The sequence below is a fragment of the Ramlibacter albus genome, assembly GCF_014297445.1.
Lineage (GTDB): Bacteria > Pseudomonadota > Gammaproteobacteria > Burkholderiales > Burkholderiaceae_C > Ramlibacter > Ramlibacter albus.
This window is the reverse complement of sequence record NZ_JACORU010000001.1, coordinates 1,399,303-1,421,485: the sequence shown is the minus strand read 5'-3', so window position 1 is coordinate 1,421,485 and position 22,183 is coordinate 1,399,303. Positions and strand designations below refer to the sequence as shown.

General features: G+C 68.5%; 27 protein-coding genes. 12 read left to right on the top strand and 15 right to left on the bottom strand.

From position 1 onward, the window contains the following. Positions 1-91 precede the first annotated feature (91 nt). Entirely contained in the window at positions 92-673 is a 582-nt protein-coding gene (locus H8R02_RS06630; protein ID WP_187080518.1) for a chalcone isomerase family protein, read from the top strand. Here the strand turns inward: H8R02_RS06630 and H8R02_RS06625 are convergent. Genes H8R02_RS06625 through H8R02_RS30315 form a run of 3 tightly spaced genes read right to left on the bottom strand, consistent with a single transcriptional unit; the run spans position 670 to position 3,634 of the window. Beyond that, positions 670-1,338 carry a phosphoglycolate phosphatase gene (locus H8R02_RS06625; RefSeq protein WP_187080517.1) on the bottom strand — a complete coding sequence of 223 codons (669 nt, stop codon included), beginning with the start codon at positions 1,336-1,338 and terminating at the stop codon, positions 670-672. The two genes, H8R02_RS06630 and H8R02_RS06625, sit on opposite strands and share 4 nt — an antisense overlap. A 16-nt stretch (positions 1,339-1,354) precedes the next feature. After that, positions 1,355-3,508: a catalase gene (locus H8R02_RS06620; protein WP_187080516.1), complete on the bottom strand. Its 2,154-nt coding sequence runs from the start codon at positions 3,506-3,508 to the stop codon at positions 1,355-1,357. Between the two features lie 3 nt (positions 3,509-3,511). Continuing rightward, positions 3,512-3,634 carry a hypothetical protein gene (locus H8R02_RS30315; protein WP_255429159.1) on the bottom strand — a complete coding sequence of 41 codons (123 nt, stop codon included), beginning with the start codon at positions 3,632-3,634 and terminating at the stop codon, positions 3,512-3,514. Between the two features lie 167 nt (positions 3,635-3,801). Between H8R02_RS30315 and H8R02_RS06615 the strand changes: the two genes are divergently transcribed. Beyond that, positions 3,802-4,035, top strand: coding sequence for a hypothetical protein (locus H8R02_RS06615; RefSeq protein ID WP_187080515.1), 234 nt, complete (start codon positions 3,802-3,804; stop codon positions 4,033-4,035). Here the strand turns inward: H8R02_RS06615 and rpe are convergent. Then, positions 4,018-4,689, bottom strand: coding sequence for a ribulose-phosphate 3-epimerase (gene rpe, locus H8R02_RS06610; RefSeq protein WP_187080514.1), 672 nt, complete (start codon positions 4,687-4,689; stop codon positions 4,018-4,020). The genes H8R02_RS06615 and rpe overlap by 18 nt on opposite strands. 32 nt (positions 4,690-4,721) lie before the next feature. On the opposite strand from rpe, the gene apaG reads away from it, so the two are divergent. The 5 genes from apaG (at position 4,722) to H8R02_RS06585 (ending at position 9,141) form a co-directional block, all read left to right on the top strand. Beyond that, the gene (gene apaG / locus H8R02_RS06605; protein ID WP_187080513.1) at positions 4,722-5,102 is read left to right on the top strand and encodes a Co2+/Mg2+ efflux facilitator ApaG/CorD; all 381 of its coding nucleotides are present in this window, start codon (positions 4,722-4,724) and stop codon (positions 5,100-5,102) included. Positions 5,103-5,192: 90 nt separating this feature from the next. Continuing rightward, positions 5,193-6,461 (top strand): cation:proton antiporter, encoded by a 1,269-nt coding sequence (locus H8R02_RS06600; RefSeq protein ID WP_187080512.1) that lies wholly within the window; start codon positions 5,193-5,195, stop codon positions 6,459-6,461. A 37-nt stretch (positions 6,462-6,498) separates the two neighbouring features. Continuing rightward, on the top strand, positions 6,499-7,614 hold the full coding sequence (locus H8R02_RS06595) for a YbdK family carboxylate-amine ligase (protein WP_187080631.1): 1,116 nt from the start codon (positions 6,499-6,501) through the stop codon (positions 7,612-7,614). A 21-nt stretch (positions 7,615-7,635) separates the two neighbouring features. Further along, positions 7,636-8,583 (top strand): thiamine-phosphate kinase, encoded by a 948-nt coding sequence (thiL, locus tag H8R02_RS06590; protein ID WP_187080511.1) that lies wholly within the window; start codon positions 7,636-7,638, stop codon positions 8,581-8,583. Positions 8,584-8,664: 81 nt separating this feature from the next. Next, a complete protein-coding gene (locus tag H8R02_RS06585) occupies positions 8,665-9,141 on the top strand; it encodes a thermonuclease family protein (protein ID WP_187080510.1) in 477 nt (158 codons plus the stop codon). Here the strand turns inward: H8R02_RS06585 and H8R02_RS06580 are convergent. Then, the gene (locus H8R02_RS06580; RefSeq protein WP_187080509.1) at positions 9,138-9,317 is read right to left on the bottom strand and encodes a hypothetical protein; all 180 of its coding nucleotides are present in this window, start codon (positions 9,315-9,317) and stop codon (positions 9,138-9,140) included. The two genes, H8R02_RS06585 and H8R02_RS06580, sit on opposite strands and share 4 nt — an antisense overlap. A 123-nt stretch (positions 9,318-9,440) precedes the next feature. Here H8R02_RS06580 and H8R02_RS06575 point away from each other — a divergent pair, with 123 nt between their 5' ends. From H8R02_RS06575 to H8R02_RS06560, 4 genes are read left to right on the top strand one after another with little or no spacing between them, the layout of a single operon-like run. Next, on the top strand, positions 9,441-10,391 hold the full coding sequence (locus H8R02_RS06575; protein ID WP_187080508.1) for a LysR family transcriptional regulator: 951 nt from the start codon (positions 9,441-9,443) through the stop codon (positions 10,389-10,391). Beyond that, positions 10,388-10,918, top strand: a complete 531-nt coding sequence (locus H8R02_RS06570; protein WP_187080507.1) for a phosphatidylglycerophosphatase A family protein — start codon at positions 10,388-10,390, stop codon at positions 10,916-10,918. Before H8R02_RS06575 ends, H8R02_RS06570 begins: the two co-directional genes overlap by 4 nt. A gap of 59 nt (positions 10,919-10,977) precedes the next feature. After that, entirely contained in the window at positions 10,978-11,397 is a 420-nt protein-coding gene (locus tag H8R02_RS06565; protein ID WP_187080630.1) for a CinA family protein, read from the top strand. Between the two features lie 51 nt (positions 11,398-11,448). After that, positions 11,449-13,071, top strand: a complete 1,623-nt coding sequence (locus H8R02_RS06560; RefSeq protein WP_187080506.1) for an FMN-binding glutamate synthase family protein — start codon at positions 11,449-11,451, stop codon at positions 13,069-13,071. Here the strand turns inward: H8R02_RS06560 and H8R02_RS06555 are convergent. Genes H8R02_RS06555 through argS form a run of 9 tightly spaced genes read right to left on the bottom strand, consistent with a single transcriptional unit; the run spans position 13,026 to position 21,328 of the window. Beyond that, on the bottom strand, positions 13,026-13,472 hold the full coding sequence (locus tag H8R02_RS06555) for a putative toxin-antitoxin system toxin component, PIN family (protein ID WP_187080505.1): 447 nt from the start codon (positions 13,470-13,472) through the stop codon (positions 13,026-13,028). The genes H8R02_RS06560 and H8R02_RS06555 overlap by 46 nt on opposite strands. Beyond that, positions 13,453-14,670: a THUMP domain-containing class I SAM-dependent RNA methyltransferase gene (locus H8R02_RS06550; RefSeq protein ID WP_354004874.1), complete on the bottom strand. Its 1,218-nt coding sequence runs from the start codon at positions 14,668-14,670 to the stop codon at positions 13,453-13,455. Before H8R02_RS06550 ends, H8R02_RS06555 begins: the two co-directional genes overlap by 20 nt. Continuing rightward, positions 14,667-16,187: an RNA polymerase factor sigma-54 gene (locus H8R02_RS06545; RefSeq protein ID WP_187080504.1), complete on the bottom strand. Its 1,521-nt coding sequence runs from the start codon at positions 16,185-16,187 to the stop codon at positions 14,667-14,669. The genes H8R02_RS06550 and H8R02_RS06545 overlap by 4 nt, the downstream gene beginning before the upstream one ends. A gap of 12 nt (positions 16,188-16,199) precedes the next feature. After that, positions 16,200-16,985, bottom strand: coding sequence for an LPS export ABC transporter ATP-binding protein (lptB, locus tag H8R02_RS06540; protein ID WP_187080503.1), 786 nt, complete (start codon positions 16,983-16,985; stop codon positions 16,200-16,202). After that, a complete protein-coding gene (gene lptA, locus H8R02_RS06535; RefSeq protein WP_187080502.1) occupies positions 16,985-17,605 on the bottom strand; it encodes a lipopolysaccharide transport periplasmic protein LptA in 621 nt (206 codons plus the stop codon). Before lptA ends, lptB begins: the two co-directional genes overlap by 1 nt. 53 nt (positions 17,606-17,658) lie before the next feature. Continuing rightward, positions 17,659-18,303, bottom strand: a complete 645-nt coding sequence (locus tag H8R02_RS06530) for a thiol:disulfide interchange protein DsbA/DsbL (protein ID WP_187080501.1) — start codon at positions 18,301-18,303, stop codon at positions 17,659-17,661. Positions 18,304-18,318: 15 nt separating this feature from the next. Next, positions 18,319-18,951 (bottom strand): thiol:disulfide interchange protein DsbA/DsbL, encoded by a 633-nt coding sequence (locus tag H8R02_RS06525; RefSeq protein ID WP_187080500.1) that lies wholly within the window; start codon positions 18,949-18,951, stop codon positions 18,319-18,321. 10 nt (positions 18,952-18,961) lie between these two features. After that, on the bottom strand, positions 18,962-19,648 hold the full coding sequence (locus tag H8R02_RS06520) for an SPOR domain-containing protein (RefSeq protein ID WP_187080499.1): 687 nt from the start codon (positions 19,646-19,648) through the stop codon (positions 18,962-18,964). A gap of 6 nt (positions 19,649-19,654) precedes the next feature. Further along, entirely contained in the window at positions 19,655-21,328 is a 1,674-nt protein-coding gene (argS, locus tag H8R02_RS06515; RefSeq protein WP_187080498.1) for an arginine--tRNA ligase, read from the bottom strand. A 76-nt stretch (positions 21,329-21,404) separates the two neighbouring features. On the opposite strand from argS, the gene H8R02_RS06510 reads away from it, so the two are divergent. After that, entirely contained in the window at positions 21,405-21,716 is a 312-nt protein-coding gene (locus H8R02_RS06510; RefSeq protein WP_187080497.1) for a PsiF family protein, read from the top strand. A gap of 4 nt (positions 21,717-21,720) precedes the next feature. Here H8R02_RS06510 and H8R02_RS06505 read toward each other — a convergent pair whose 3' ends face one another. After that, positions 21,721-22,173, bottom strand: coding sequence for a DUF2214 family protein (locus H8R02_RS06505; RefSeq protein ID WP_187080496.1), 453 nt, complete (start codon positions 22,171-22,173; stop codon positions 21,721-21,723). Between the last annotated feature and the right edge of the window lie 10 nt (positions 22,174-22,183).

Below are 22,183 nucleotides of genomic sequence, written 5' to 3'. Positions count from 1 at the left end.
CAGTTACAGGCGAAAACCCTGTTGCGCCGGCTCCACGGCGCCCGAACAATCCCGGAATCGAACGCTCGTTCGTTTTTATCTGGAGTACGCAATGAAGTCGTGGAAATCGCTGCTGGCCGTGTTCGTGTTCGCGCTCGGCACCGGTGCCTGGGCCCAGACCACCGTGTCCGGCGTGAAGTACGCCGAATCGATCGACCTGGCCGGCCAGAAGCTGCAGCTCAACGGCGCGGGAGTTCGCTACCGCGCCATCGTCAAGGTCTACACCGCCGGGCTGTACATGACCAGGAAGGCCGACACGACCGACGCCGTGCTGGCAACGCCCGGCGCCAAGCGCATGTCGATCACGATGCTGCGCGACATCGACTCGGGCGAGCTGGGCAAGCTGTTCACGCGTGGCGTGGAAGACAACATGGACAAGGCCGCGTTTTCCAAGCTGATCCCCGGGCTGATGCGCATGAGCCAGCTTTTCACGGACGTGAAGAAGCTCAACACCAACGACACGTTCACCATCGACTGGATCCCCGGCACGGGCACCGTCATCAGCGTGAAGGGCGTGCAGCAGGGCGAGCCCTTCAAGGAGCCCGAGTTCTACAACGCGCTGCTGCGCATCTGGCTCGGCCCCGTCCCCGCGGACTGGAAGCTGAAGGACGCGCTGCTCGGCAAGGCCGGCTAGGCCCCGGCCTGGATCTGCGCGATCGAATCGACGAAGCCATCGGCATCCACGGCGTGCACCGGCTCGCCGTGGTTGTAGCCGTAGGTCACCAGCACCACCTTGCACCCTGCGGCGCGCGCGGCCCGCGCGTCGTTGCTCGAGTCACCGATCATCAGCGTGGCTGAAGGCGAGACGCCGAGCGCCTCGCAGGTCTTGAGCAGCGGCAACGGGTCGGGCTTCTTCTTCTCGAAGGCGTCGCCGCCGAAGGTCACCTCGAAGAAGTCGGCGACGCCCTTGTCGAGCAGCAGGGGCAGCGCGAAGGCGGTGGGTTTGTTCGTCAGGCACGCGAGCTTCAGGCCGCGCGACTTGAGGGCGCGCAGGCCTTCGAGCGCGCCCGGGTACAGGTCCGAGTGCTGCCCGTTGATCGCGAGGTAGTACTGCTGGTAGAGCGGCCACGCGGTCTCGAAGCGCTCCGGGGCGGCGCCGACGTGCGCGAGCATGGAGCGGATCAGGTGCTCCGAGCCCTTGCCGATCATCCGCTCGATCTCCTTGCGCGTGATCGAGGGCAGCGCCATCTCGCGCAGCACGCGGTTGAGCGCGACGTCGAAGTCGCCGAGGGTGTCGATCAGGGTGCCGTCGAGGTCGACGATGGCGGCGGCGAGGCCGTCGAGGGCAAAGCTTTTCACCGCGCGAGCATACCGCTCACGCGGGAATCCCCTCGACACCCGGCCGCAGCCAGTGCCGGTGCCGCCCGATCGCCGCGATGAACGCCTGCGCCAGCTCGTTGCGCGTGACGGGGTCGTTCTTGCCGATCACCACACCGGCCGCGGCCGCGCTCTCCGGCGTGAGCACATCGCGCACGCGCAGCAGCTCGACCGACTCGCCGATCACGCACAGAGGCTTGCAGTGGCGGTACGCCTCCAGCACGAAGTGCACCGCGTCGCCGCTGGCCAGCAGGTTCTGCGCGCAGCTCGGCCCGCCGGGCACGAGCACCGCGTCGAACATCACCGACGGCATCGTTGCGAACGTGTGGTCCACCGGCAGTTGCTGGCCCGACGACGACGTGATGAAGCCCAGGTGCGACGCGACGACACGCGTCGACGCACCCGCATCGAGCAGCGCCTGCTGGATCACCTTGAATGCGCCCAGCTCCACGCCTTGCGCGACGACCACCGCAACCTTGCGGCCATGGATGTTGCCGCCCTGTGCCTCGAGGCTGAGCGACGGCGACGACTCCTGCGACAAGGAGCCCTTCCCTTCGCGATAGCCGGCGCGCCCCGCGGCCGCACGCGCATCCGGCGGGCCGATGCCCAGCGGCTCGGCCACTTTGCGCGCGAGACGCATGTCGACGTGCGCGAGGTTGTCCACCACGCGCTGGCGGATCGCCGGCGTCTCGACGCGCGACAGCTCGTACTGCAACGCGGCGACGAGGTGTTCCTTTTCGCCCGCGCTCTGGCTGTTCCAGAACAGCGTGGCCTGGCTGAAGTGGTCGTCGAAGCTGGTGCTGCGCCGCCGCGTCTTCTCGCCGGTGGCCGACTCGCTGCTCTGGAAGCCCTGCTGGCCGCCGTCGTGCCGCAACTCGGAGCCGGTCGCCAGCGTGTTGGGCTCGTAGGCGACGCGCCCCTTCGCGATCAGGCTGCGCTGCGCGCCGTCCCGCTGGAAGTTGTGCATCGGGCACAGGCCGCGGTTGATCGGCAGCTCGTGGTGGTTGGGCCCGCCCAGCCGCCCCAACTGCGCGTCGCTGTACGAGAACAGGCGCCCTTGCAGCAGCGGGTCGTTGGTGAAGTCGATGCCCGGCACGATGTGGCCCGGGTGGAAGGCCACCTGCTCCGTCTCGGCGAAGAAGTTGTCCGGGTTGCGGTTGAGCACGAGCTTGCCGACCGTGGTGATCGGCACCACTTCCTCGGGGAGCAGCTTCGTCGGGTCCAGCAGGTCCACACCCAGCGACCCGGCCTTGTCCTCGTCGATGAGTTGCAGGCCCAGCTCCCATTCCGGGTACTCGCCGCGGTCGATGGCGTCCCACAGGTCGCGGCGCAGGAAATCCGGGTCACGACCCGCGATGCGCTGCGCTTCCTCGAACAGCAAGGCATGCCGGCCCAGCTTGGGCCGCCAGTGGAACTTGACGAAGTGGGACGCGCCGCGCGCGTTGGTGAGGCGGAACGTGTGCACGCCGAAGCCGGCCGTCATGCGCCAGCTGCGCGGCAGCGCGTGGTCCGACATCAGCCACATGAGCATGTGCGTGCACTCGGGCACGAGCGAGGCAAAGTCCCAGAACGTGTCGTGCGCGCTCGACGCCTGCGGCATGCCGTTGTGCGGCTCGGGCTTGAGCGCATGCACGAGGTCCGGGAACTTCATCGCGTCCTGCACGAAGCTCACCGGCATGTTGCTGCCCACCAGGTCGTAGTTGCCTTCGCGGGTGTAGAACTTGACCGCGAAGCCGCGCACGTCGCGCACCGTGTCGGCGGAACCGCGCGCACCCGTGAGGTTGGAGAAGCGCACGAACACCGGCGTGCGGCTGCCCACCTCCTGCAGGAACTCGGCGCGGGTGTATTCGACGAGCGAGCGCGTCAGCTCGAAGTAGCCGTGCGCCGCGGCGCCGCGAGCGAACACCACGCGCTCGGGGATGCGCTCATGGTCGAAGTGCTGCAGCTTCTCGCGCAGGATGAAGTCTTCCAGCAGCGAGGGGCCGCGCGCCCCCGCGCGCAGCGAGTTGTGGTTGTCCGGGACCACCACGCCCTGGTTGGTGGTCAGCAGGTTCTCGGTGGCCTGGGAGTAGCCCTCCAGCTGTTTCAACTTGCCGGCGGCGGCGTCGCCCGGCTTGGCCCGGCTGCGGGCCTCGGAACGGGATTGGGGCATGCGTCAGCGCGCTTCGAGGTCGAGCACAGTGCCGAGGATGCTCGCGACCGACGCGAGCGCAACCGCACCCGCGCACCCGGCGGCGCACCACACCAGCCAGTCGGGGATGGCTGAGAGCAACTCCATGACGACCTCCTTCACTTCGTGACCTGCCATTACACGCAAGCTCCGCAGGAAGCACCGTAGCTCGCCAGCGGGCGAGTTCGTCAGCGCCCGCCGCCATGGACCGTAGGAGGCCTCCGACACGAAAACGGGTGCGCGGCTCCTACGATGGAGGCAACCAAGGAGTGCACATGGAACGCAAAGTTGGACCCGGCGAGACCACGCCGGTACAGGGCGAGACGCAGCAGCCGTCGCCCCGCATGCCGCACGAACGCGACGAATCCTCCGGCAGCCAGGCCGCCGACGAGCCCACCGGCCGCGAGATCGGCGAGCTGGGCCGCAAGGACGTCGAGCGGGGTGTCAAGGACACCACCAAGCAATCGGAACTCGAAAAAACCTACGATCGCCTATCGGGCCGTGGCTAGCTGCGTGCGCATGGCGTCGATCACGCATTTGTAATCCGGCTTGCCGAAGATGGCGCTGCCGGCAACAAACGTGTCGGCGCCGGCGCTCGCCACGCGCGCGATGTTGTCGGCCCTGATGCCGCCGTCCACCTCGAGGCGGATGTCGCGCCCGCTCGCGTCGATGCGCTTGCGGGCCTGCTCGATCTTGCGCAGCGCCGAATCGATGAAGCCCTGGCCGCCGAAACCCGGGTTGACGCTCATGATGAGGATGAGGTCGATCTCGTCGATCATCCAGTCCAGCACGTCGAGTGGCGCAGCCGGGTTGAACACCAGCCCGGCCTTGCAACCCTTGGCCTTGATCGCCTGCACGCTGCGGTGCACGTGCGTCGACGCGTCCGGGTGGAAGCTGATGTAGTCGGCACCCGCGTCCGCGAACGCCTGCGCCAGCGCATCGACCGGTGACACCATCAGGTGCACGTCGACCGGCACCGTCGAGTGCGGCTTGAGCGCCGAGCAGATCATCGGGCCGAAGGTGAGGTTGGGCACGTAATGGTTGTCCATCACGTCGAAATGGATCCAGTCGGCGCCCGCCGCGATGACGTTCTTCACTTCCTCGCCCAGCCGTGCGAAGTCGGCGGACAGAATCGAGGGGGCAATTCGATACGTAGCGCTCATACGCGGATTGTCTCTTATGTACCATCGGGCCCATGGCCAAGTACCAGTTCGGCGTTCAGGTGGTGCCGCAATTCCTGCCGGAGCAGTCCTCGCCCGAACAGGGGTTGTGGAGCTTCGCGTACACCATCACGATCACCAACACCGGTGAGGTGCCCGCGCAGCTGATCTCGCGCCACTGGCTGATCACCCATGCGAACGGGCAGGTCGAGGAGGTCAAGGGCCTCGGCGTCGTGGGACACCAGCCCCTGCTCAAGCCGGGCGAGGCGTTCGAGTACACGAGCGGCTGCCGGCTGCGCACCCCCAACGGCACCATGCAGGGCAGCTATTTCTGCGTGGCCGAGGACGGCGAGCGCTTCGAAGTGGACATCCCGATCTTCGTGCTGGACGACGGGACCAGCCGCGTGCTCCATTAGTTGCATTAGTTCCATTGGTTCCATAAGTCCTGTCGTCCTACACGGCTGTTGAGCTTCGCGGGCTAGAGTCCCCCGCGAAGGAAAACGCTGATGGACGAAATCATGGCCATCTGGTCCGAGTGGCTCAAGCCTTCGGCCGGACTGCCCACCGTGCAATGGTCCTTCCTGCTGGCCATTGCGGCGGCCACGGGCCATTTGCTGCAACGGCGGACGGGCCTGCCGAAAGTGGTCGGCTATTCGGTCGTGGGCACACTCGCGGGCCTGGCGGGTTTCTCGGGCGCCGTGTGGCCGCTGCAGGGCGTGGGCCTGTTCCTGCTGGAGCTGGGCGTTTCGGTCGTGCTGTTCGAAGCCGGCGGGCGCATCGCGCTGCGCTGGTTCCGCCACAACCCGATGGTGCTGCTGCAAAGCGTGGCCGAGTCGCTGCTGTCCGCGCTGGCCGTCTACTACGTGCTGCGGTGGATGGACGTGCGCGGGCAGGTGGCCGAGGCGGTGGCGCTGATTGCCATGGCCGCTTCACCCGCGGTGCTCAGTCGCGTGGTGATGGACACGCGCGCCGCCGGGCCGGTCACCGAGCGCGCCATGGTGCTGTCGACGCTGAGCTCGTTCTACGCGCTCACGCTGGTGAGCGCGCGTGCGGGCACGCTTCACCGGCCGCGCACCGAGCTGCTCGAAACGCTCTACCCGGTGGCGGTGGTGCTGGGCATCTCCTTCGTCGTCGGCGCGGCGCTCGCGCTCGTGCTGCGCATGGCCCTGCGCGTGATGAGCCCCACGTCCGAAAACACCTCGATCATGTTCGTGGCGCTGATCGCCGCGGCCACGGCGCTGTCGGCGCACTTCGGCGGCTCGGCGCCGCTGGCCGCGCTGATCGGCGGGCTGATGCTCAAGCAGCTCAACCCGCGCCCGTGGGCGTGGACGCGCCCGCTCGGCGCGTCCATGTCGCTGCTGACGATGCTGATGTTCGTGCTGGTTTCCGTGGTGGCGGCCACCGCGGAATGGAGCGTCGCCGTCGCCGGGCTCGTGGCGCTGCTCGTGCTCGCGCGCGGGGTGGCCAAGATCGTCGGCGTGGAGTTCGCCAACTGGGGCAGCGGCACCAGCTGGCGGCAGGCGTTCTGGATCGGCTGCGCCCAGTCGCCGATGTCGTCGGTGGCGCTGCTGCTGGTGTCGCAGTTCGTCTCGTCCTCGCTCACGCTCGGGCCACGCATCGCCAGCATCGCCCTGCCCGCGATCCTGCTGATGGAAGTCGCGGGGGCGATCATCGCCACGTTCGCGATCTACCGCGCGGGCGAGAGCATCAAGCCGTGGCAACCGCAGGGCACGTCGTCGCCGATGCTTGCAGGCGCGGGGGAAGTGCGTGGATAGGTCCGTGGAACCGCGCATCCATGACCCCGTGCCGGACCTGGAGCCGTTCCGGCACTCGGCCGCGCTGTCGCTCGGCGTCGAGCTGGAGCTGCAGCTCGTCAACACGCACGACTACGACCTCGCACCCTACTCCGACGAGATGCTGCGGCTGATGAAGCGCATCCCGCTGCCGGGCTCGGTGGTGCCGGAGATGACCTCCAGCATGATCGAGGTGTCCACCGGCGTGTGCCACTCGTCGAGCGAGGTGCTCGGCCAGCTCACGCAGACGCGCGACGCGCTGGTCAAGTGCGCGGACAAGCTGAACATCGCCGTGGTGGGCGGCGGCACGCACCCGTTCCAGCAGTGGCACGAGCAGCGCATCTACAACCGCCCGCGCTTCCACCAGCTGACGGAGCTGTACGGCTACCTCACCAAGCAGTTCACCATCTTCGGCCAGCACGTGCACATCGGCTGCCCGGACGCGGACGCGGCGCTCTTGATGCTGCACCGCATGTCGCGCTACATCCCGCACTTCATCGCGTTGTCGGCGAGCTCCCCCTACGTGCAGGCGCAGGACACGCAGTTCGATTCGGCGCGGCTCAACTCGGTGTTCGCGTTCCCGATGTCGGGGCGCGCGCCGTTCACGCTCAGCTGGGACGAGTTCCGCAACTGGTTCCGCAAGACCACGCGCACGGGCGTGGTCAAGAGCATGAAGGACTTCTACTGGGACATCCGGCCGAAGCCCGAGTACGGCACGATCGAGATCCGCGTGTTCGACACCCCGCTCACCATCGAGCGCGCGGCGGCGCTCTCGGGCTTCGTGCAGGCGCTGGCCGCATGGTTCATCCACGAGCAGCCGTTCACGCCCGTGGAAGACGACTACATGGTCTACACCTACAACCGCTTCCAGGCATGCCGCTTCGGGCTGGACGCGGTGTATGTCGAGCCTTCGACGGGCGAGCACGTGCCGCTGCGCGAGCACATCGTGTCGACCTTGCGGCGCATCGACGAGCATGCGCACGACGTCGGCGCGACGGCGGCGATCGACATGCTGGCGCTGTCGGCGGACCTGGGCGCGAATGACGCCAAGTGGTTGCGCGAGACGCATGCGCGGGAGCAGCTTCTTGCGGAGATGGTCCGCCAGGCCTCCGAGCGTTTTCGCGGAGCGAAATAGTCTGCGCGTATCCTCTCGGGCATGGGTGAATTCGAGCTGATCGAGCGCTACTTCAAGCGCCCCTCGCAGCGCAACGTGCTGGGCGTCGGCGACGACTGCGCGCTGCTCAGGCCGGGGCCGGGGATGGAGCTGGCGGTGTCGACCGACATGCTGGTCGAGGGGCGGCATTTCCTTTCCACCGTGAATCCGCGCCGGCTCGGCTACAAGTCGCTGGCGGTCAATTTGAGCGACCTCGCCGCGTGCGGTGCGAAGCCGCTGGCGTTCACGCTCGCGCTCTCGCTGCCTGCGGCCGATGAAGCGTGGCTTGCGCCTTTCGCGGAAGGGCTCTTTGCGCTCGCCGACGAACACGGCTGCGAAGTGGTCGGCGGCGACACGACGCGCGGGCCGCTCGTCATCGGCATCACGGTGTTCGGCGAAGTGCCCACGGGTGAGGCGCTGCTGCGCTCGGGGGCGCACGTCGGTGACGACATCTGGGTGAGCGGCACGACCGGCGATGCGCGCGTGGCGCTGGAGGTGTTCCGCGGCACGATGTCGCTGCCCTCCGAAGTGTTCGAGCAGGCACGTGCCCGCATGGAGCTGCCCACGCCGCGTGTGGCGCTCGGGCAGGCGCTGCGCGGCGTGGCGACGGCGGCCGTGGACATCAGCGATGGGTTGCTGGGTGACCTGTCGCATGTGCTGAGGGCGAGTGGTGTCGGTGCGCGGATCGACGCGGAGGCGGCTTCGTCGCTGCTGGATGTCGAGGTTCCATCGGAGCGGCGGCTGGAGTTCGCGCTGTCCGGCGGCGACGACTACGAGCTCGCGTTCACCGCGCCCGCGCATCGCCGCGACGACGTGGAGCGCGCTGCCCGGGCCGTGCACACGCGCGTGACGCGCATCGGGCGCATCGAAGGCGAACGCGGTGTGCGGGTGGTCGATGCGGCCGGGCATCCAGTGCCTGCCTCTTTCGCGTCCTTCGATCACTTCGGTTAGCAGCGCGCGTCATCCCGGGCTCGACCCGGCATGACAGCAAGGGCGTGTCGTCGCCGGAGCACTCACGTGCGTTGACGAGAGATGCGCGCCCTTCTCATGACGATCCTGCTGCTTGTCGCAGCCAGCACCCACGCGCGCACATACAGCGGCGAAGTCACGCACGTCACCGACGGCGACACGCTGTGGGTGCGCAGCGCTCGCGGCAAGCCGCGCCAGGTGCGCCTGCGCGGCGTCGACGCGCCCGAGCTGTGCCAGCCGTTCGGCCGCGAGGCGCGGCAGGCGCTGGCCTCACGCGTGCTGCACCAGCGCGTCGCCGTCTCGCTGTCGGGGAAGGACGACTACCAACGCTGGCTGGGCACGGTGCGCTCCGACGGTGAGGACGTCGGCGCCTGGCTCGTCGCGCAAGGCTACGCGTGGGCGCACCGCTGGCGCCGCCAGGCGAGCGGTCCGTATGCAGCCCTGGAAGCGAAGGCGCGCGAAGATCGCCGCGGGCTGTGGTCCGAGCGCGGCGCACTCGACCCGCGCGACTTCCGCAAGCTGCACGGCAAGTGCCACTAGCCGATACTGCGCAGCCGCTCGTGGCGCCGCAGGCTCGCGGCCAGGCGTTGGGCCGACCGGCGCAACGTGGCCGCGGCGCTCGTGAACAGCGAGTCGAACGACTCGTCGCGCAGTTGCATGGCACGCTGGCGGGCAGCGAGCTGCAGGTTGGGAGAAGCGAGCGGGGTGGTGATCATGGCGGCCTCCTTTCGGCGTGTGCTTGCACTGTAGGAAGCGCCGCCCTTTCCCGAAACGGCACGCGCGGGAAATCGGTGTTGCACGCCGAGCAAAGGCCCGCCCGTGCCGCTACCATGCAAGCCATGCGCGACCTGCAATTCGCCGACATGCACCTCTTCGCCCGCGTGGCGGAGCTGGGCACGCTGTCGGCCGTCGCGCGCGAACGCGACGCGCCGGTGAGCCAGGTCTCGCGCAACCTCGCACGCATCGAGAAGGCCTGCGGCGCACGCCTGATCCACCGCTCGACGCACGGCCTGTCGCTCACGGCCGAAGGCCAGACCTTCTTCGAGTACTGCCGGCGCATGCTCGGCACGCTCGACGAACTGGAAGGCGAATTCGCCAGCAAGGCCGGCGAGCCGAGCGGGGTCGTGCGCGTGGCCGCCAGCACCGTGATCGCGCACTACCAGCTCGTGCCCAGCCTCGGCGGCCTGACGCAGCGCCACCCACGCTTGCGCATCGAGCTGGAGGTGGGCGACCGCATGGTGGACATGGCGCGCGAAGGCATCGACATCGCGATCCGCACCGTCACCAGCCTGCCGGACACGGTTGTCGCCCGCCAGATCGGCACACTCGGCCGCGCGCTCTACGCCGCGCCCGGCTACATCGCCGCGGCGGGCCAGCCGGCCACGCCGGACGAGCTGGCCCACCACCGCCTCGTCACCAACAGCGCCGTCAACATGCTCAACGAGTGGCGTTTCGTGGTGAAGGGCAAGCCGCACGTCTTCCACGCCGAAGGCCAGTGGAAAGCCAACGACACCAACATGGCCGCGACCATGGTCGTGCAGGGCCTGGGCATCGGCCGCCTCGCCACGATCGTCGGCGAAACGCTGGTGCGGCAGAAGCTGCTGGTGCCGGTGCTCGCGAAGTACATCGACGACACCACCGTGCCGGTGTACGCGGTCACGATGAGCGGGCGCCATCGCCTGCCGAAGATCCGCGCCTGCATCGACTACTGGGCGGAGTGGTTCGCGGCTGCAGGCGCGCAGCCCGATGCCAAGGTGCAACGCATCGCGCCGCGCAGGGCGGCCGGATGACGACGCCGCTGGCGCCACCGCTGCAACCCCCGGTGCGTCGCCCGGGCTTGCGCTTCTTGCTGCGCAACCCGCTGCACACGATCGCGCTCGGGTTCGGCGCGGGCCTGTCGCCCGTTGCGCCGGGCACGGTCGGTACGCTGTGGGCCTGGGTCGCGTGGCTCGTGCTGCAGCAATGGCTGTCGCCCTACGCGATGGGCTGGGTGCTCGCGCTCTCGTTGCCGGTCGGCTGGTGGGCGTGCACCGTCACCGCGCGGAACATGCGCGTGCTGGACCCGGGCGCCATCGTGTGGGACGAGGTCATCGCGTTCTGGCTCGTGCTGTGGCTCGTGCTCCCGGCGTCGTGGGACACGCAGCTGGCCGCCTTCCTGCTGTTCCGCTTCTTCGACGCCGTCAAGCCGGGCCCGGTCGCCTGGGCCGACGAGCTGTACCAGGGCTTCGGCTGGCGCGGCGGCTTCGGCATCATCTTCGACGACCTCGTGGCAGCGTTCTGCACGTTGCTCGTGATAGCGGCGTGGAGGGCGTGGTGAGCGGGCCGTTCGACGAACTTTGCGGTCGGCTGGCCGAAGTGCTGCAGCGCGACGGCCGCATGCTTGCCACCGCCGAGAGCTGCACCGGCGGGATGATCGCGGCCGCTTGCACCGAGCTCTCCGGCTCCAGCAACTGGTTCGAGCGCGGCTTCGTCACGTACTCCAACGAAGCCAAGACCGAGCTGCTGGGTGTGGACCCCGCCCTCATCGCGGCCAACGGCGCGGTCAGCGAAGTGGTCGCGCGCGCGATGGCATTCGGTGCTGTGCGGCACTCGAAAGCCACGGTCGCGGTGGCGGTCACGGGCGTCGCCGGCCCCACCGGCGGCAGCGCGGAGAAGCCCGTGGGCACGGTGTGGTTCGGCTTCATGGTCGACGGCGCGCTCACCAGCGAAACCCGCCGCTTCGACGGCGACCGCGCGACCGTGCGCGCTGCCACCGTGCGCCACGCGCTGCAGCGCCTGCTCGACCTGCTCGGTTGACCCACCCCCGCGCCGGGCACTAGCATGGCCGCACCCGGTGGAGGGACGGCCATGCTTGCTTTCCTGGACTCGATCTACCCCGTGCGCTACACGGCGTTCGCGCTTTGCGTGCTGGGCCTTGCCGCAAGCGCCGGCACGCTGGCGCTGTACGGGCTCGGCTGGACGGCGCTCGGCCTGTTCGCGGCGCTCGTCGCCATCGGCGTCTACGACGTGCGGCAGTCGCGGCGCTCGGTGCTGCGCAACTACCCGATCATCGGCCACATCCGCTACATGCTGGAATACGTGCGGCCGGAGATCCGCCAGTACTTCCTCGAAAGCGATGCCGAGGCGACGCCTTTCTCGCGCGCGCAGCGCTCGCTCGTGTACCAGCGCGCGAAGGCGACGCAGGACAAGCGCCCGTTCGGCACGCAGCTGGACGTGAGCGCGAACGGCTACGAGTGGATCAACCACTCGATGGCGCCGACGAAACTGCCCACGCACGACTTCCGCGTGGACGTCGGCTCGCAATGCACGCAACCCTATTCGGCGAGCGTGCTGAATATCTCGGCGATGAGTTTCGGCGCGCTGTCGGCCAACGCGATCCGCGCGCTGAACGCGGGCGCGAAACGCGGCGGCTTCGCGCACGACACGGGAGAGGGTTCGATCTCCGTGCACCACCGGGCGAACGGCGGCGACCTGATCTGGGAGATCGGCTCCGGCTACTTCGGCTGTCGCGATGAACAGGGGCGCTTCAACGCGGAGCGCTTCGCGCAGAACGCCGCGAACCCGCAGGTGAAGATGATCGAGCTGAAGATGAGCCAGGGCGCGAAGCCCGGCCACGGCGGCGTGCTACCCGGCCCCAAGGTGTCGATCGAGATCGCCGATGCGCGCGGCGTGCCGGTGGGCGTGGACTGCATCTCGCCGGCGTCGCACAGTGCCTTCAGCACGCCGGTGGAGATGATGGAGTTCATCGCGCGCTTGCGCGAGCTGTCGGGCGGCAAGCCCACAGGCTTCAAGTTCTGCGTCGGCCACCCCTGGGAGTGGTTCGCGCTTTGCAAGGCCATGCTGGCCACGGGCATCCACCCGGACTTCATCGTGGTGGATGGTGCCGAGGGCGGCACCGGGGCCGCGCCGCTCGAGTTCACGGACCACGTCGGCGCGCCGCTGCAGGAAGGGCTGCTGCTGGTGCACAACACGCTCAAGGGCATCGGCCTGCGCGGCAAGATCCGCGTGGGCGCCTCGGGCAAGATCATCAGCGCCTTCGACATCGTCCGCGCGATGGCGCTGGGGGCCGACTGGTGCAATTCCGCGCGCGGCTTCATGTTCGCGCTCGGTTGCCTGCAGGCGCAGGCCTGCCACACCGGGCATTGCCCCACGGGCGTCAGCACGCAGGACCCGAACCGCATGAAGGCGCTCGACGTGACGGACAAGTCGGTTCGCGTGTTCCACTTCCACCAGAACACGCTGCATGCGCTGCAGGAGCTGGTGCAGGCCGCCGGCCTGAAGCACCCGCGCGAGATCACGGCGCACCACATCGTGCGGCGCGTCAACGAGAACGACGTGCGGCTGCTGTCGAACCTGGTGCCGCAGGTGGCGGAGGGCGCGCTGCTGGAGGGCCAGGTGGGCACGCTCCACAACGTGTACAAGTACTACTGGCCGGCTGCGAGCGAGAACTCGTTCACGTTGCCGGTGTAGGCCGGCGCCACCGCAGGGCAGCCCAGCTTCTGGATGCGCTTGTTCATCTTGAGGACCTCGCGGTCCTTGCTCACGAGCTGCGCCCGGTGCTGGACCGCCAGGTCGATGAATTTCTGGTCGTCTTCGTCCTTGCAGACGACGGGAGCCCGGGGTGCTTCCTCGTGCAGCAAGGCGTGTCGGTCGAACCTCGAAAGCACGCCGCCCGGCTGCAGGCCGTAGAACTCCAGCTTCTTCACGATGTGCGGATAGGCCAGCACGCGCTCCAGCTCGTCCCGCATGGCTTGCGTTGCCAGCCACTGCACGCGGCCGCTGTCGAGCGCATCCACGAGCGCAACCGTCCGCGCGTCCGAGAACACGAACGCGTCCAGCACGACGTTGGTGTCAATGACCAGTGGACGCATCGCTCTTCGGCGCCGCACGGGCCGAGCCCGCGACCATATCGAAGCGGAACAGGCGGCACTCGATGGGCCCGTTCCACATCGGCACGCGGCGTGATTCCTTCAGCCGCATGCGCGAAGGCAGCTTGAGGTCGGGCGTCAGCACCCACGCGGTCCAGCCCGCGTAATTCTTCTTCCAGTGGGTGGCAAGCTGCGCGAAGAAGTCGCCCGCGTTCTCCATCTGCGCGTTCTCTCGCCCCGCGCGCTTCGCACCCGCAACGCCGCCGGCCTCGATCCGCTCGCCATACGGCGGGTTGAGCAGCATCACGCCGGGCGTGTCGGTGGGCGGCATGCGCTGCAGCGCATCGCCACCGCGCAGGCTCACCGCCTGGTCGACACCCGCGCGCTGCGCGTTGCGCTGCGCGAAATCGACCATGCGGAAGGCCACGTCGCTGCCGAACACGGGCGCAGTCGGCTCGCGCCGCGCCGCTTTCGCTTCGGACTTGAGCGCCGCCCACTCCTGCGCCCGATGCGGCAGCAGCTTCTCGAAGCCGAAGCGCCGCAGCAGCCCCGGCGCGATGTTGCACGCGACCTGCGCGGCCTCGATCGCGATGGTGCCGCTGCCGCAGCACGGGTCGTACAGCGGCGTTTTCGCATCCCAGCCACTGGCCGCGATCATCGCGGCCGCGAGCGTTTCCTTCAGCGGCGCCTCGCCCTTGTCCTCGCGCCAGCCGCGCTTGAAGAGCGGCTCGCCCGAGGTGTCGAGGTACAGCGTGACCGTGTCGGCGGTGAGGTGCGCGAAGATGCGCATGTCCGGAAAGCGCGTCTCCACGTTCGGCCTCGCGCCGCCCTTGTCGCGGAAGCGGTCGGCCACCGCATCCTTGATCTTCAGCGCCGCGAACTTCAGGCTCTTGAGCGGGCTGGCCGTCGCGGTGATCTCGATCTTGAAGGTCTGGCGCAACGTGAACCACTCTTCCCAAGCCACGGCCTTCGCCGCCTCGTAGAGGTCGTTCTCCGCGCGATACGGCGTGTGCGACAGCTGGACCAGCACGCGCTGCGCGAGGCGGCTGTGCAGGTTCATGCGCATCAGCGCCGCCCAGTCCGCCTGCAAGGAGACGCCACCGCGCTCGCGCTGCACGCTTCGAACGCCGAGTGCGGACACTTCCGACGCGAGGTACTCCTCCACGCCACCCGCGCAAGGCAGGAACAGTTGGAAACTCACAGGGCCTTTCGCAGGTTGGCCGGCGCGATGCGCAGCGCCTCGCGGTACTTCGCCACGGTGCGCCGCGCGCACTCGATCCCCTGCTCCTTGAGCATGTCCGAGATCTGGCTGTCCGACAGCGGCTTTTTCGTGTTCTCGGCAGCGACGAACTGCTTGATCAGCGCGCGCACCGCGGTGCTCGACGCGTTGCCGCCCGTCTCTGTCCCCAGTGCCGAGCCGAAGAAGTACTTCAGCTCGAAAGTGCCGAACGGCGTCGCCATGTACTTGGCCGTGGTCACGCGCGAAATCGTCGACTCGTGCAGCCCCAGCTCGTCCGCGATCTCGCGCAGCACCAGCGGCCGCATCGCGAGCTCGCCGTGCACGAAGAAGTTGCGCTGCCGCTCCACGATGGCCGTGGACACGCGCAGGATGGTGTCGAAGCGCTGCTGGATGTTCTTGATGAACCACCGCGCCTCCTGCAGCCGCTGCTGCAGTGCCTGGTGGCCCTCGCCCTTGTGCGACTTGAGCGCGCCCGCATACACGTCGTGCACGCGCAGGCGCGGCATCACGTCGGGGTTGAGCTGCACGCGCAGCCGCATGCTCGCGCCGTTGCCGGCCTTGGTGACGATGACGTCCGGCACGACGATGTTGCGCTCCACGTTCACGAACCGCCGGCCCGGCTTGGGCTCCAGCCGCGTGATAGCGGAGATGGCCGACTTCACCAGCGAGTCCGATTCGCCGCACAGCTGCGCAAGGCGCTTGACGTCGCGGCGCGCGAGCAGGTCGACCGGCTGCTTGCAGACGCTCAAGGCGGTGGCAATCACCGGGTCGTTCGGCGCCTCGGCCTGCAACGCGTGCAATTGCAGGCAGAGGCACTCGGTGAGGTTGCGCGCGCCGATGCCGGTGGGCTCCAGGTTCTGCAACAGCCGCAGCGCGACGGTGAAGCGGTGCACCAGTTCTTCCTGCTGCTCGATGTCGTCGGGTGCGAGCCCCGCGGCCAGCGATTCGAGAGACTCCTCGAGGTAACCGTCGTCGTTGAGCGATTCGATCAGGAAGCGCAGCGCGGCGCGGTCTTCCTCGCCCAGGCGCAGCGAGAGCGTCTGGCGGTGCAGCCAGTCCTGCAGCGACTCGCCGCCGCGCGCGAGGTCGGTGGCGTCGACGTCGCTGTCCTCGTTGTTGCTGGTCTTGCGGGCCGGCGCGTCGCCGCCCCACTCGCCGTCGTCCGGCACGAGCTCGGTGCTGCCGTCGCCATCCCAGCTGGGCGGCTCGTCGTCGGCCTGCGCGGTGGGCTCCGCTTCGACGGCGGCGCGGTCGTGCTCATGGTCGTCCTGCACGGCGGGCGCGTCGGCGTGGCGGATGCCGAACTCCTCCTGCGGCAGCTCGTCGGCGTTCTGCTCGAGGAAGGGGTTGTCGTCGAGCATCTGCTCGACCTCCTGCGCCAGCTCGAGCGTGGACAGCTGGAGCAGGCGGATCGACTGCTGGAGTTGGGGCGTCAGCGCTAAGTGCTGCGAGACGCGGAGGGAAAGCCCCTGCTTCATACCGAGGGGCGCTTACATGCGGAAGTGCTCGCCGAGGTACACGCGCCTCACGTCGGCGTTGTTCACGATCTCGGCGGGTGTGCCCTGGGCCAGCACGCGGCCTTCGCTGATGATGTACGCGTGGTCGCAGATGCCCAGCGTCTCGCGCACGTTGTGGTCGGTGATCAGCACGCCGATGCCGCGCGACTTCAGGAAGCTGATGATGCGCTGGATCTCGATCACCGCGATGGGGTCGATGCCCGCGAACGGCTCGTCCAGCAGGATGAAGCGCGGCTGCGTCGCGAGGGCTCGTGCGATCTCCACGCGCCGCCGTTCGCCGCCGGACAGTGCCACCGCGGGTGAGTCGCGCAGGTGGTCCACCCGCAGGTCCTGCAGCAGCGACGTGAGCCGCGACTCGATCTCTTCGCGCGAGAGCGACTTGCCGTCCGGGCCGCGCTGCAGCTCCAGCACCGCGCGCACGTTCTCTTCCACATTGAGCTTGCGGAAGATCGACGCCTCCTGCGGCAGGTAGGACAGGCCCAGGCGCGAGCGGCGGTGGATCGGCATGTGCTCCACCGAGCGGCCGTCGATGGTGATCTCGCCGTCGTCGGCGCGCACCAGCCCCACGATCATGTAGAAGGACGTGGTCTTGCCCGCGCCGTTCGGCCCGAGCAGCCCCACCACCTCGCCGTTGTCCACGGCCAGGGAAACGTCATGCACGACCCTGCGGCTGCCGTACGTCTTCTGCAGGTGGCGCGCCTCCAGCCGGCTGCGCGTCGTGGCCTCGGCAGGTGCGGCGGCCGTTTCGGTGTCGCCCATCAGCGCGGCTCTCCGCCGAACGTGGTGCTGGGCCGCAGGCGCACGCCCGAGGCCGGCGTGGCGGCCGCGGCGGCAGACGCCGCAGGCCGCGGCGCGAGCGTGGCGCGCACGCGGCCGCCCGGGTTGGCCGGCGTGCCGGCCACCGGCCCGCCGTCCACGTTGAAGACGTCGGTGGTGTTGTCGTAGGTGATCAGGCTGCCGCTGATCTCGTCGTTCACGGTCGCACCCCGCAGGCGCCGCATCTCGGCGCGGCCGATGAACTTCACGCGGTCGGCCTTGCCGTCGTACTCGATCGTCTGCGCCTCGCCCTCGATGTATTCGTCGAGGCCCTCGCGCTTCTGGCGGTAGTACGCCGGCTTGCCCGGCTCGGACGTCACGGTGCCGAACTGGTAGCCCTCTGGGTCCTGCTTGACTTCCACCTTGGCGCCGCGGATGAGGATGGTGCCCTTGGTCACCACCACCTTGCCGGTGAACACGCTGATCTGCCGCAGGTCGTCGTACTTGAGGGCGTCCGCCTCGACGTTCATCGGCTTGTTGCGGTCGGCCTTCTCGGCGGCGGCCGGCAACGCGGCCAGCGCCAAGGCGGCGCCGGCCAGGAGCAAGGCATAGGAATGTTTCATAGAGGCACGAATCTTGCTGGGGAGTATACCGACCGTGCCCCCCGGCAGGCGCGCTATTTGCTGCGGCGTGCCTCGGCGATCAGGAAATCGGTCACCTGCAGCGCGCGCTGCATGCTGCCGGCGGCGCTGCCGTCGGTCCACCAGCGGCCCGCCACGCCCAGCGTGGGCACGCCCTCGATGCGGTAGTCGTTGGCCAGCTGCGCCGCCTTGCGCGCCTTGGTGGCGATGGAGAACGAGTTGAACATCTCGGTGAACTTGGCCTTGTCCACGCCCTGCTTCTCGACCCACGGCGCGATCTGCTCGAAGCGCTCCAGCTTGATCTTCTCGCCGTGGATGGCCTGGAACACCTTGTTGTGCACGTCTTCCAGCTTGCCCATGGCCTCCAGCGTGTAGAACAGGCGCTGCTGCGGCTCGAACGATTCGTTGAACTGCACCGGCACGCGCTTGAGCACCACGTCCTGCGGCAGCTTCTTGGCCCAGGCCACCAGCTGCGGCTCGAAGGCGTTGCAGTGCGGGCAGGCGTACCAGAAGAACTCCACCACTTCCACCTTGCCCGGGGGCGTTTCGACGGGCGCGCGCTTGTCCAGCGTGCGGAAGTCCTTGCCGTCCGCGAAGGCACGCTGCGCGTGCGCGGGCAAGCCGGTGAAGCCCAGGGCGGCGGCCGTGCCGAGTGCGGCCGAGAATTGGCGACGATCCATTGCTTTCATTTCTCCTTAGGGCGCCTTGCGCGCCTCGGCGATGAGGAAATCGGTGACCTGCAGCGCCCGCGGCATGTTGCCGGCGAGCGTGCCGTCGGTGTACCAGCGCCCGGCGATGCCGAGCGTCGGCACCCCTTCGATGCCGTAGGCGTCGTGAAGTTGCGTGGCCTGGCGGGCTTTCAGCGACATGGCGGGCGAGGTGTAGAGCTCCACGAACTTCGCCTTGTCGATGCCTTGCTTCTCCACCCAGTCGACGATCTGCTCCCCGCGCTCGAGCTTGACCTTCTCCTTGTGGATGGCGTCGTAGATCTTCTGGTGCAGCTCCTCCTGCTTGCCCAGCGCCTGCAGCGTGTAGAACAAACGCTGCTGCGGATCGAACTCGTCCCGGAAGCCCACAGGGACGCGGCGCAGCACCGCGTCAGCGGGCAGGTTGCGGCTCCAGCGCACCAGCTGCGGCTCGAAAGCGTTGCAGTGCGGGCAGCTGTACCAGAAGAACTCCACCACCTCGATCTTGCCGGCGGGCGCCTCGACGGCGGCGCGCTTGGCGAGGCTGCGGTACTCGGTGCCGTCCTCCGGCTTCTTCTGCGCGAGCGCCAGAGCCGGCACGCCGGCGGCGAGGGCAAGTGCAGTGAATTCGCGGCGATGCATCAGGGTTACCTCAACGTTGGACGCGCACGAGGGCCGTCTCGACGCCGCCCGCCTCCAGCTTTTCCTTGGAGCGGTCGGCCTCGTCCTTGGTGTTGAAGGGCCCCACGCGCACGCGCCAGACCTGCCGGCCGGACTGCTCGCGCTCGGTCACCTTCGACTCGATGCCCATCAGGGACAGCTTGGCGCGCTGCGCCTCGGCATCTTCGGCCGTGCGGAAGGCGCCGGCCTGCACGAAATAGAGGAACGGGTCGCCGCCCGCGACGGCCGGCGGCACGGGCGAAGCCGCGGCGGCGCGCGCAGCGGCCAGGTCGCCCAGCGGGTCTGCGGATTTCTTCGCGGCGCTCGCGGCACCGGCGGGCTTGTCACCCTTGGCTTCCTTCGAGTCCTTTTCCGGCGGGGAGAGCGGCGGCGGCAGCGGCAGCACGCCGGCCGGGCCGCTGGCCGTGCCCGCGGGTGGCGTGGACGGCATGGGACGCGCGGGGTTCTTGCCGTACAGGGGCGCGTTGGGGTCCCAGTTCTGGTTCTTCTTGGACTCCGCGGCGTCCTGCTCGGCGGTGCGCGCGGTGCCCTTGTTCAGGAAAGGGACGGGGACTTTGGTGACGTAGACCGCCACCGCCAGTGCGGCGGCGAGGCCGAGGACCACGCCGATGATGATCCCGACCACGACGTTGCCGCCCTGGAGCTTACTGTGTGCCATGCCTGCCTACATCCTCTGCGGCGCGCCGACGCCCAGCACCGCCAAACCATTGTGCAACACCTGCGCGCAGGCGGCGACCAGCGCCAGCCGTGCCTTCTTCACCGTTTCGTCGTCCACCAGGATGCGCTCGCTGTCGTAGTAACTGTGGTACGCCGCGGCCAGCTCGCGCAGGTAGAAGGTGACGTCGTGCGGCGCGAAATCGGCCGCGGCCGCCGTCAGCATCTCCGGGTACTTGGCCAGCTGCAGCATCAGGTTCAACGCAGCCGGGCTGTCCAGCGCCGACAGGTCCGCCCCGGCCAGCGCGGCGCGGTCGCCGCCCCAGGCCTCCAGCACGGAGCAGATCCGCGCATGGGCGTACTGCACGTAGTAGACCGGGTTGTCGTTGTTCTTCGCCAGCGCCAGGTCCACGTCGAAGGTGTACTCGGTGTCCGCCTTGCGTGACAGCAGGAAGAAGCGAACCGCGTCCTTGCTGGTCCAGTCGATCAGGTCGCTCAGCGTGACGTAGCTGCCGGCGCGCTTGGAGATCTTCACCTCCTCGCCGTCCTTCATCACGCGCACCATCGTGTGCAGCACGTAATCCGGGTAACCCTGGGGAATGCCCACGCCGGCCGCCTGCAGGCCCGCGCGCACGCGGGCGATGGTGCCGTGGTGGTCCGTGCCCTGGATGTTCACGACCTTGGTGAAGCCGCGCTCCCACTTCGTGATGTGGTACGCCACGTCCGGCACGAAGTACGTGAACGTGCCGTCGGACTTGCGCATCACGCGGTCCTTGTCGTCGCCGTACTCGGTGGTGCGCAGCCACAGCGCGCCGTCCTGCTCGTAGGTCTTGCCGGCCTCGACCAGCCGCTTGACCGTGCCTTCGACGCGGCCGCTGGTGTACAGGCTCGACTCGAGGTAGTAGTTGTCGAACTTCACCTGGAAGGCCCGCAGGTCCAGGTCCTGCTCGTGGCGCAGGTAGGCCACGGCGAACTGGCGGATGGAGTCGATGTCCTCCACGTCGCCGCTGGCGGTGAACTCGCGGTCGTCGGACTTCACGGTCTTCTTCGCGAGGAAATCGTCGGCGATGTCCTGGATGTAGTCGCCGTTGTAGGCGTTCTCGGGCCAGAGCGCATCGCCCGGCTTGATGCCCTTGGCGCGCAGCTGCGTCGACAGGGCCAGCGTCTCGATCTGCACGCCCGCGTCGTTGTAATAGAACTCGCGGTAGACGTCCCAGCCCTGCGTGCCGTACAGGTTGCAGATGGCGTCACCGAGTGCCGCCTGCCGGCCGTGGCCCACGTGCAGCGGGCCGGTGGGGTTGGCGGAGACGAACTCCACCATCATGTGCTTGCCGTTGGCGGGCTGCACGCCGAACTGCGCGCCTTCGGCGAGCACTTCCTTCACCACCTGCTGCTTGGCCTGGGGCTTGAGCTTGATGTTGATGAAGCCCGGGCCCGCGATGTCCACCGCCTCCACCCACCGCTGGAAAGCGGGCGTGGCCAGCAGCTCGGTGCGCAGGCTTTCGGCCAGCGCGCGCGGGTTCTGCTTGAGCGGCTTGGCGAGCTGCATCGCCGCGGTGCAGGCGAAGTCGCCGTGCGCCGCCACCTTGGGGGACTCGAACGCCGCCTTCGAGGCGGAGCCGGGCAGCAGCTTGTCCAGCCCGGTGGCGAGCGCACCGAGCAGGTCCTGTTTCACTTGGAGCATTTGCGAATTTTACGTGCCGGGGTATGCTGCCTCCTCCCCTAGCTGAACAAGTCCGCTAAGGAGTAAGGAGTACAGCATGAAGAGGATTCTGGGCATCCTGGCCGTTGCCGCGTTCTGCGCCGGCCCCGTTTACGCCGCCAGCCACGCCGGCGCCGCCAAGCCGGCCGCCGAAAAGGCCGAGAACAAGCAGCAGTCCAAGATGGCCGTCTGCAACAAGGAAGCCGGCGACAAGAAGGGCGACGAGCGCAAGAAGTTCATGTCCGAGTGCCTGAAGAACAAGCAGGCGGCCCAGCAGGAAAAGATGAAGACCTGCAACGCCGACGCCAAGGACAAAAAGGGCGACGAGCGCAAGAAGTTCATGTCCGAGTGCCTGAAGAAGGCAGCCTGACGGCTCAGCTCCCGTAGCCGCGGGCGAGGAAAACCGCGGCCAGCGGCACGACAGGGATGATGTGCGCCTGGACCATCACCAGCTTGCGCACGCGCTTGACCTCGGCTTCGTCCGGCAGGCCGCCGCTCGCCCGCAAGGCGCGGCGCCACCGGATGAACGCGAGCGTCGGCGCGATCGAGATCAGCCCGACTGCCGCGAAAAGGCCGAACTTCGTCCAGAAGAGCGGGTTGCCCGCGTAGTACCCGGCGCCCTTGGCGCCGAGGAAGACGCGCGCGAGCCCCGTGACGAACACCGCGCCCGCCGAGATGCCGTAGATCATGTCGACGCGCGCCAGCCGCTCGACGATGGTGGCGTTCATCCATTCGCTGCGGCACAGCGCCGCCTCGCTCGTGAGGAACACGATCATGGTGAAGATGGCCAGGATGTGCGCGTAGGCCAGCAGGGCTTCCTGCGTCATGTCGGATGGG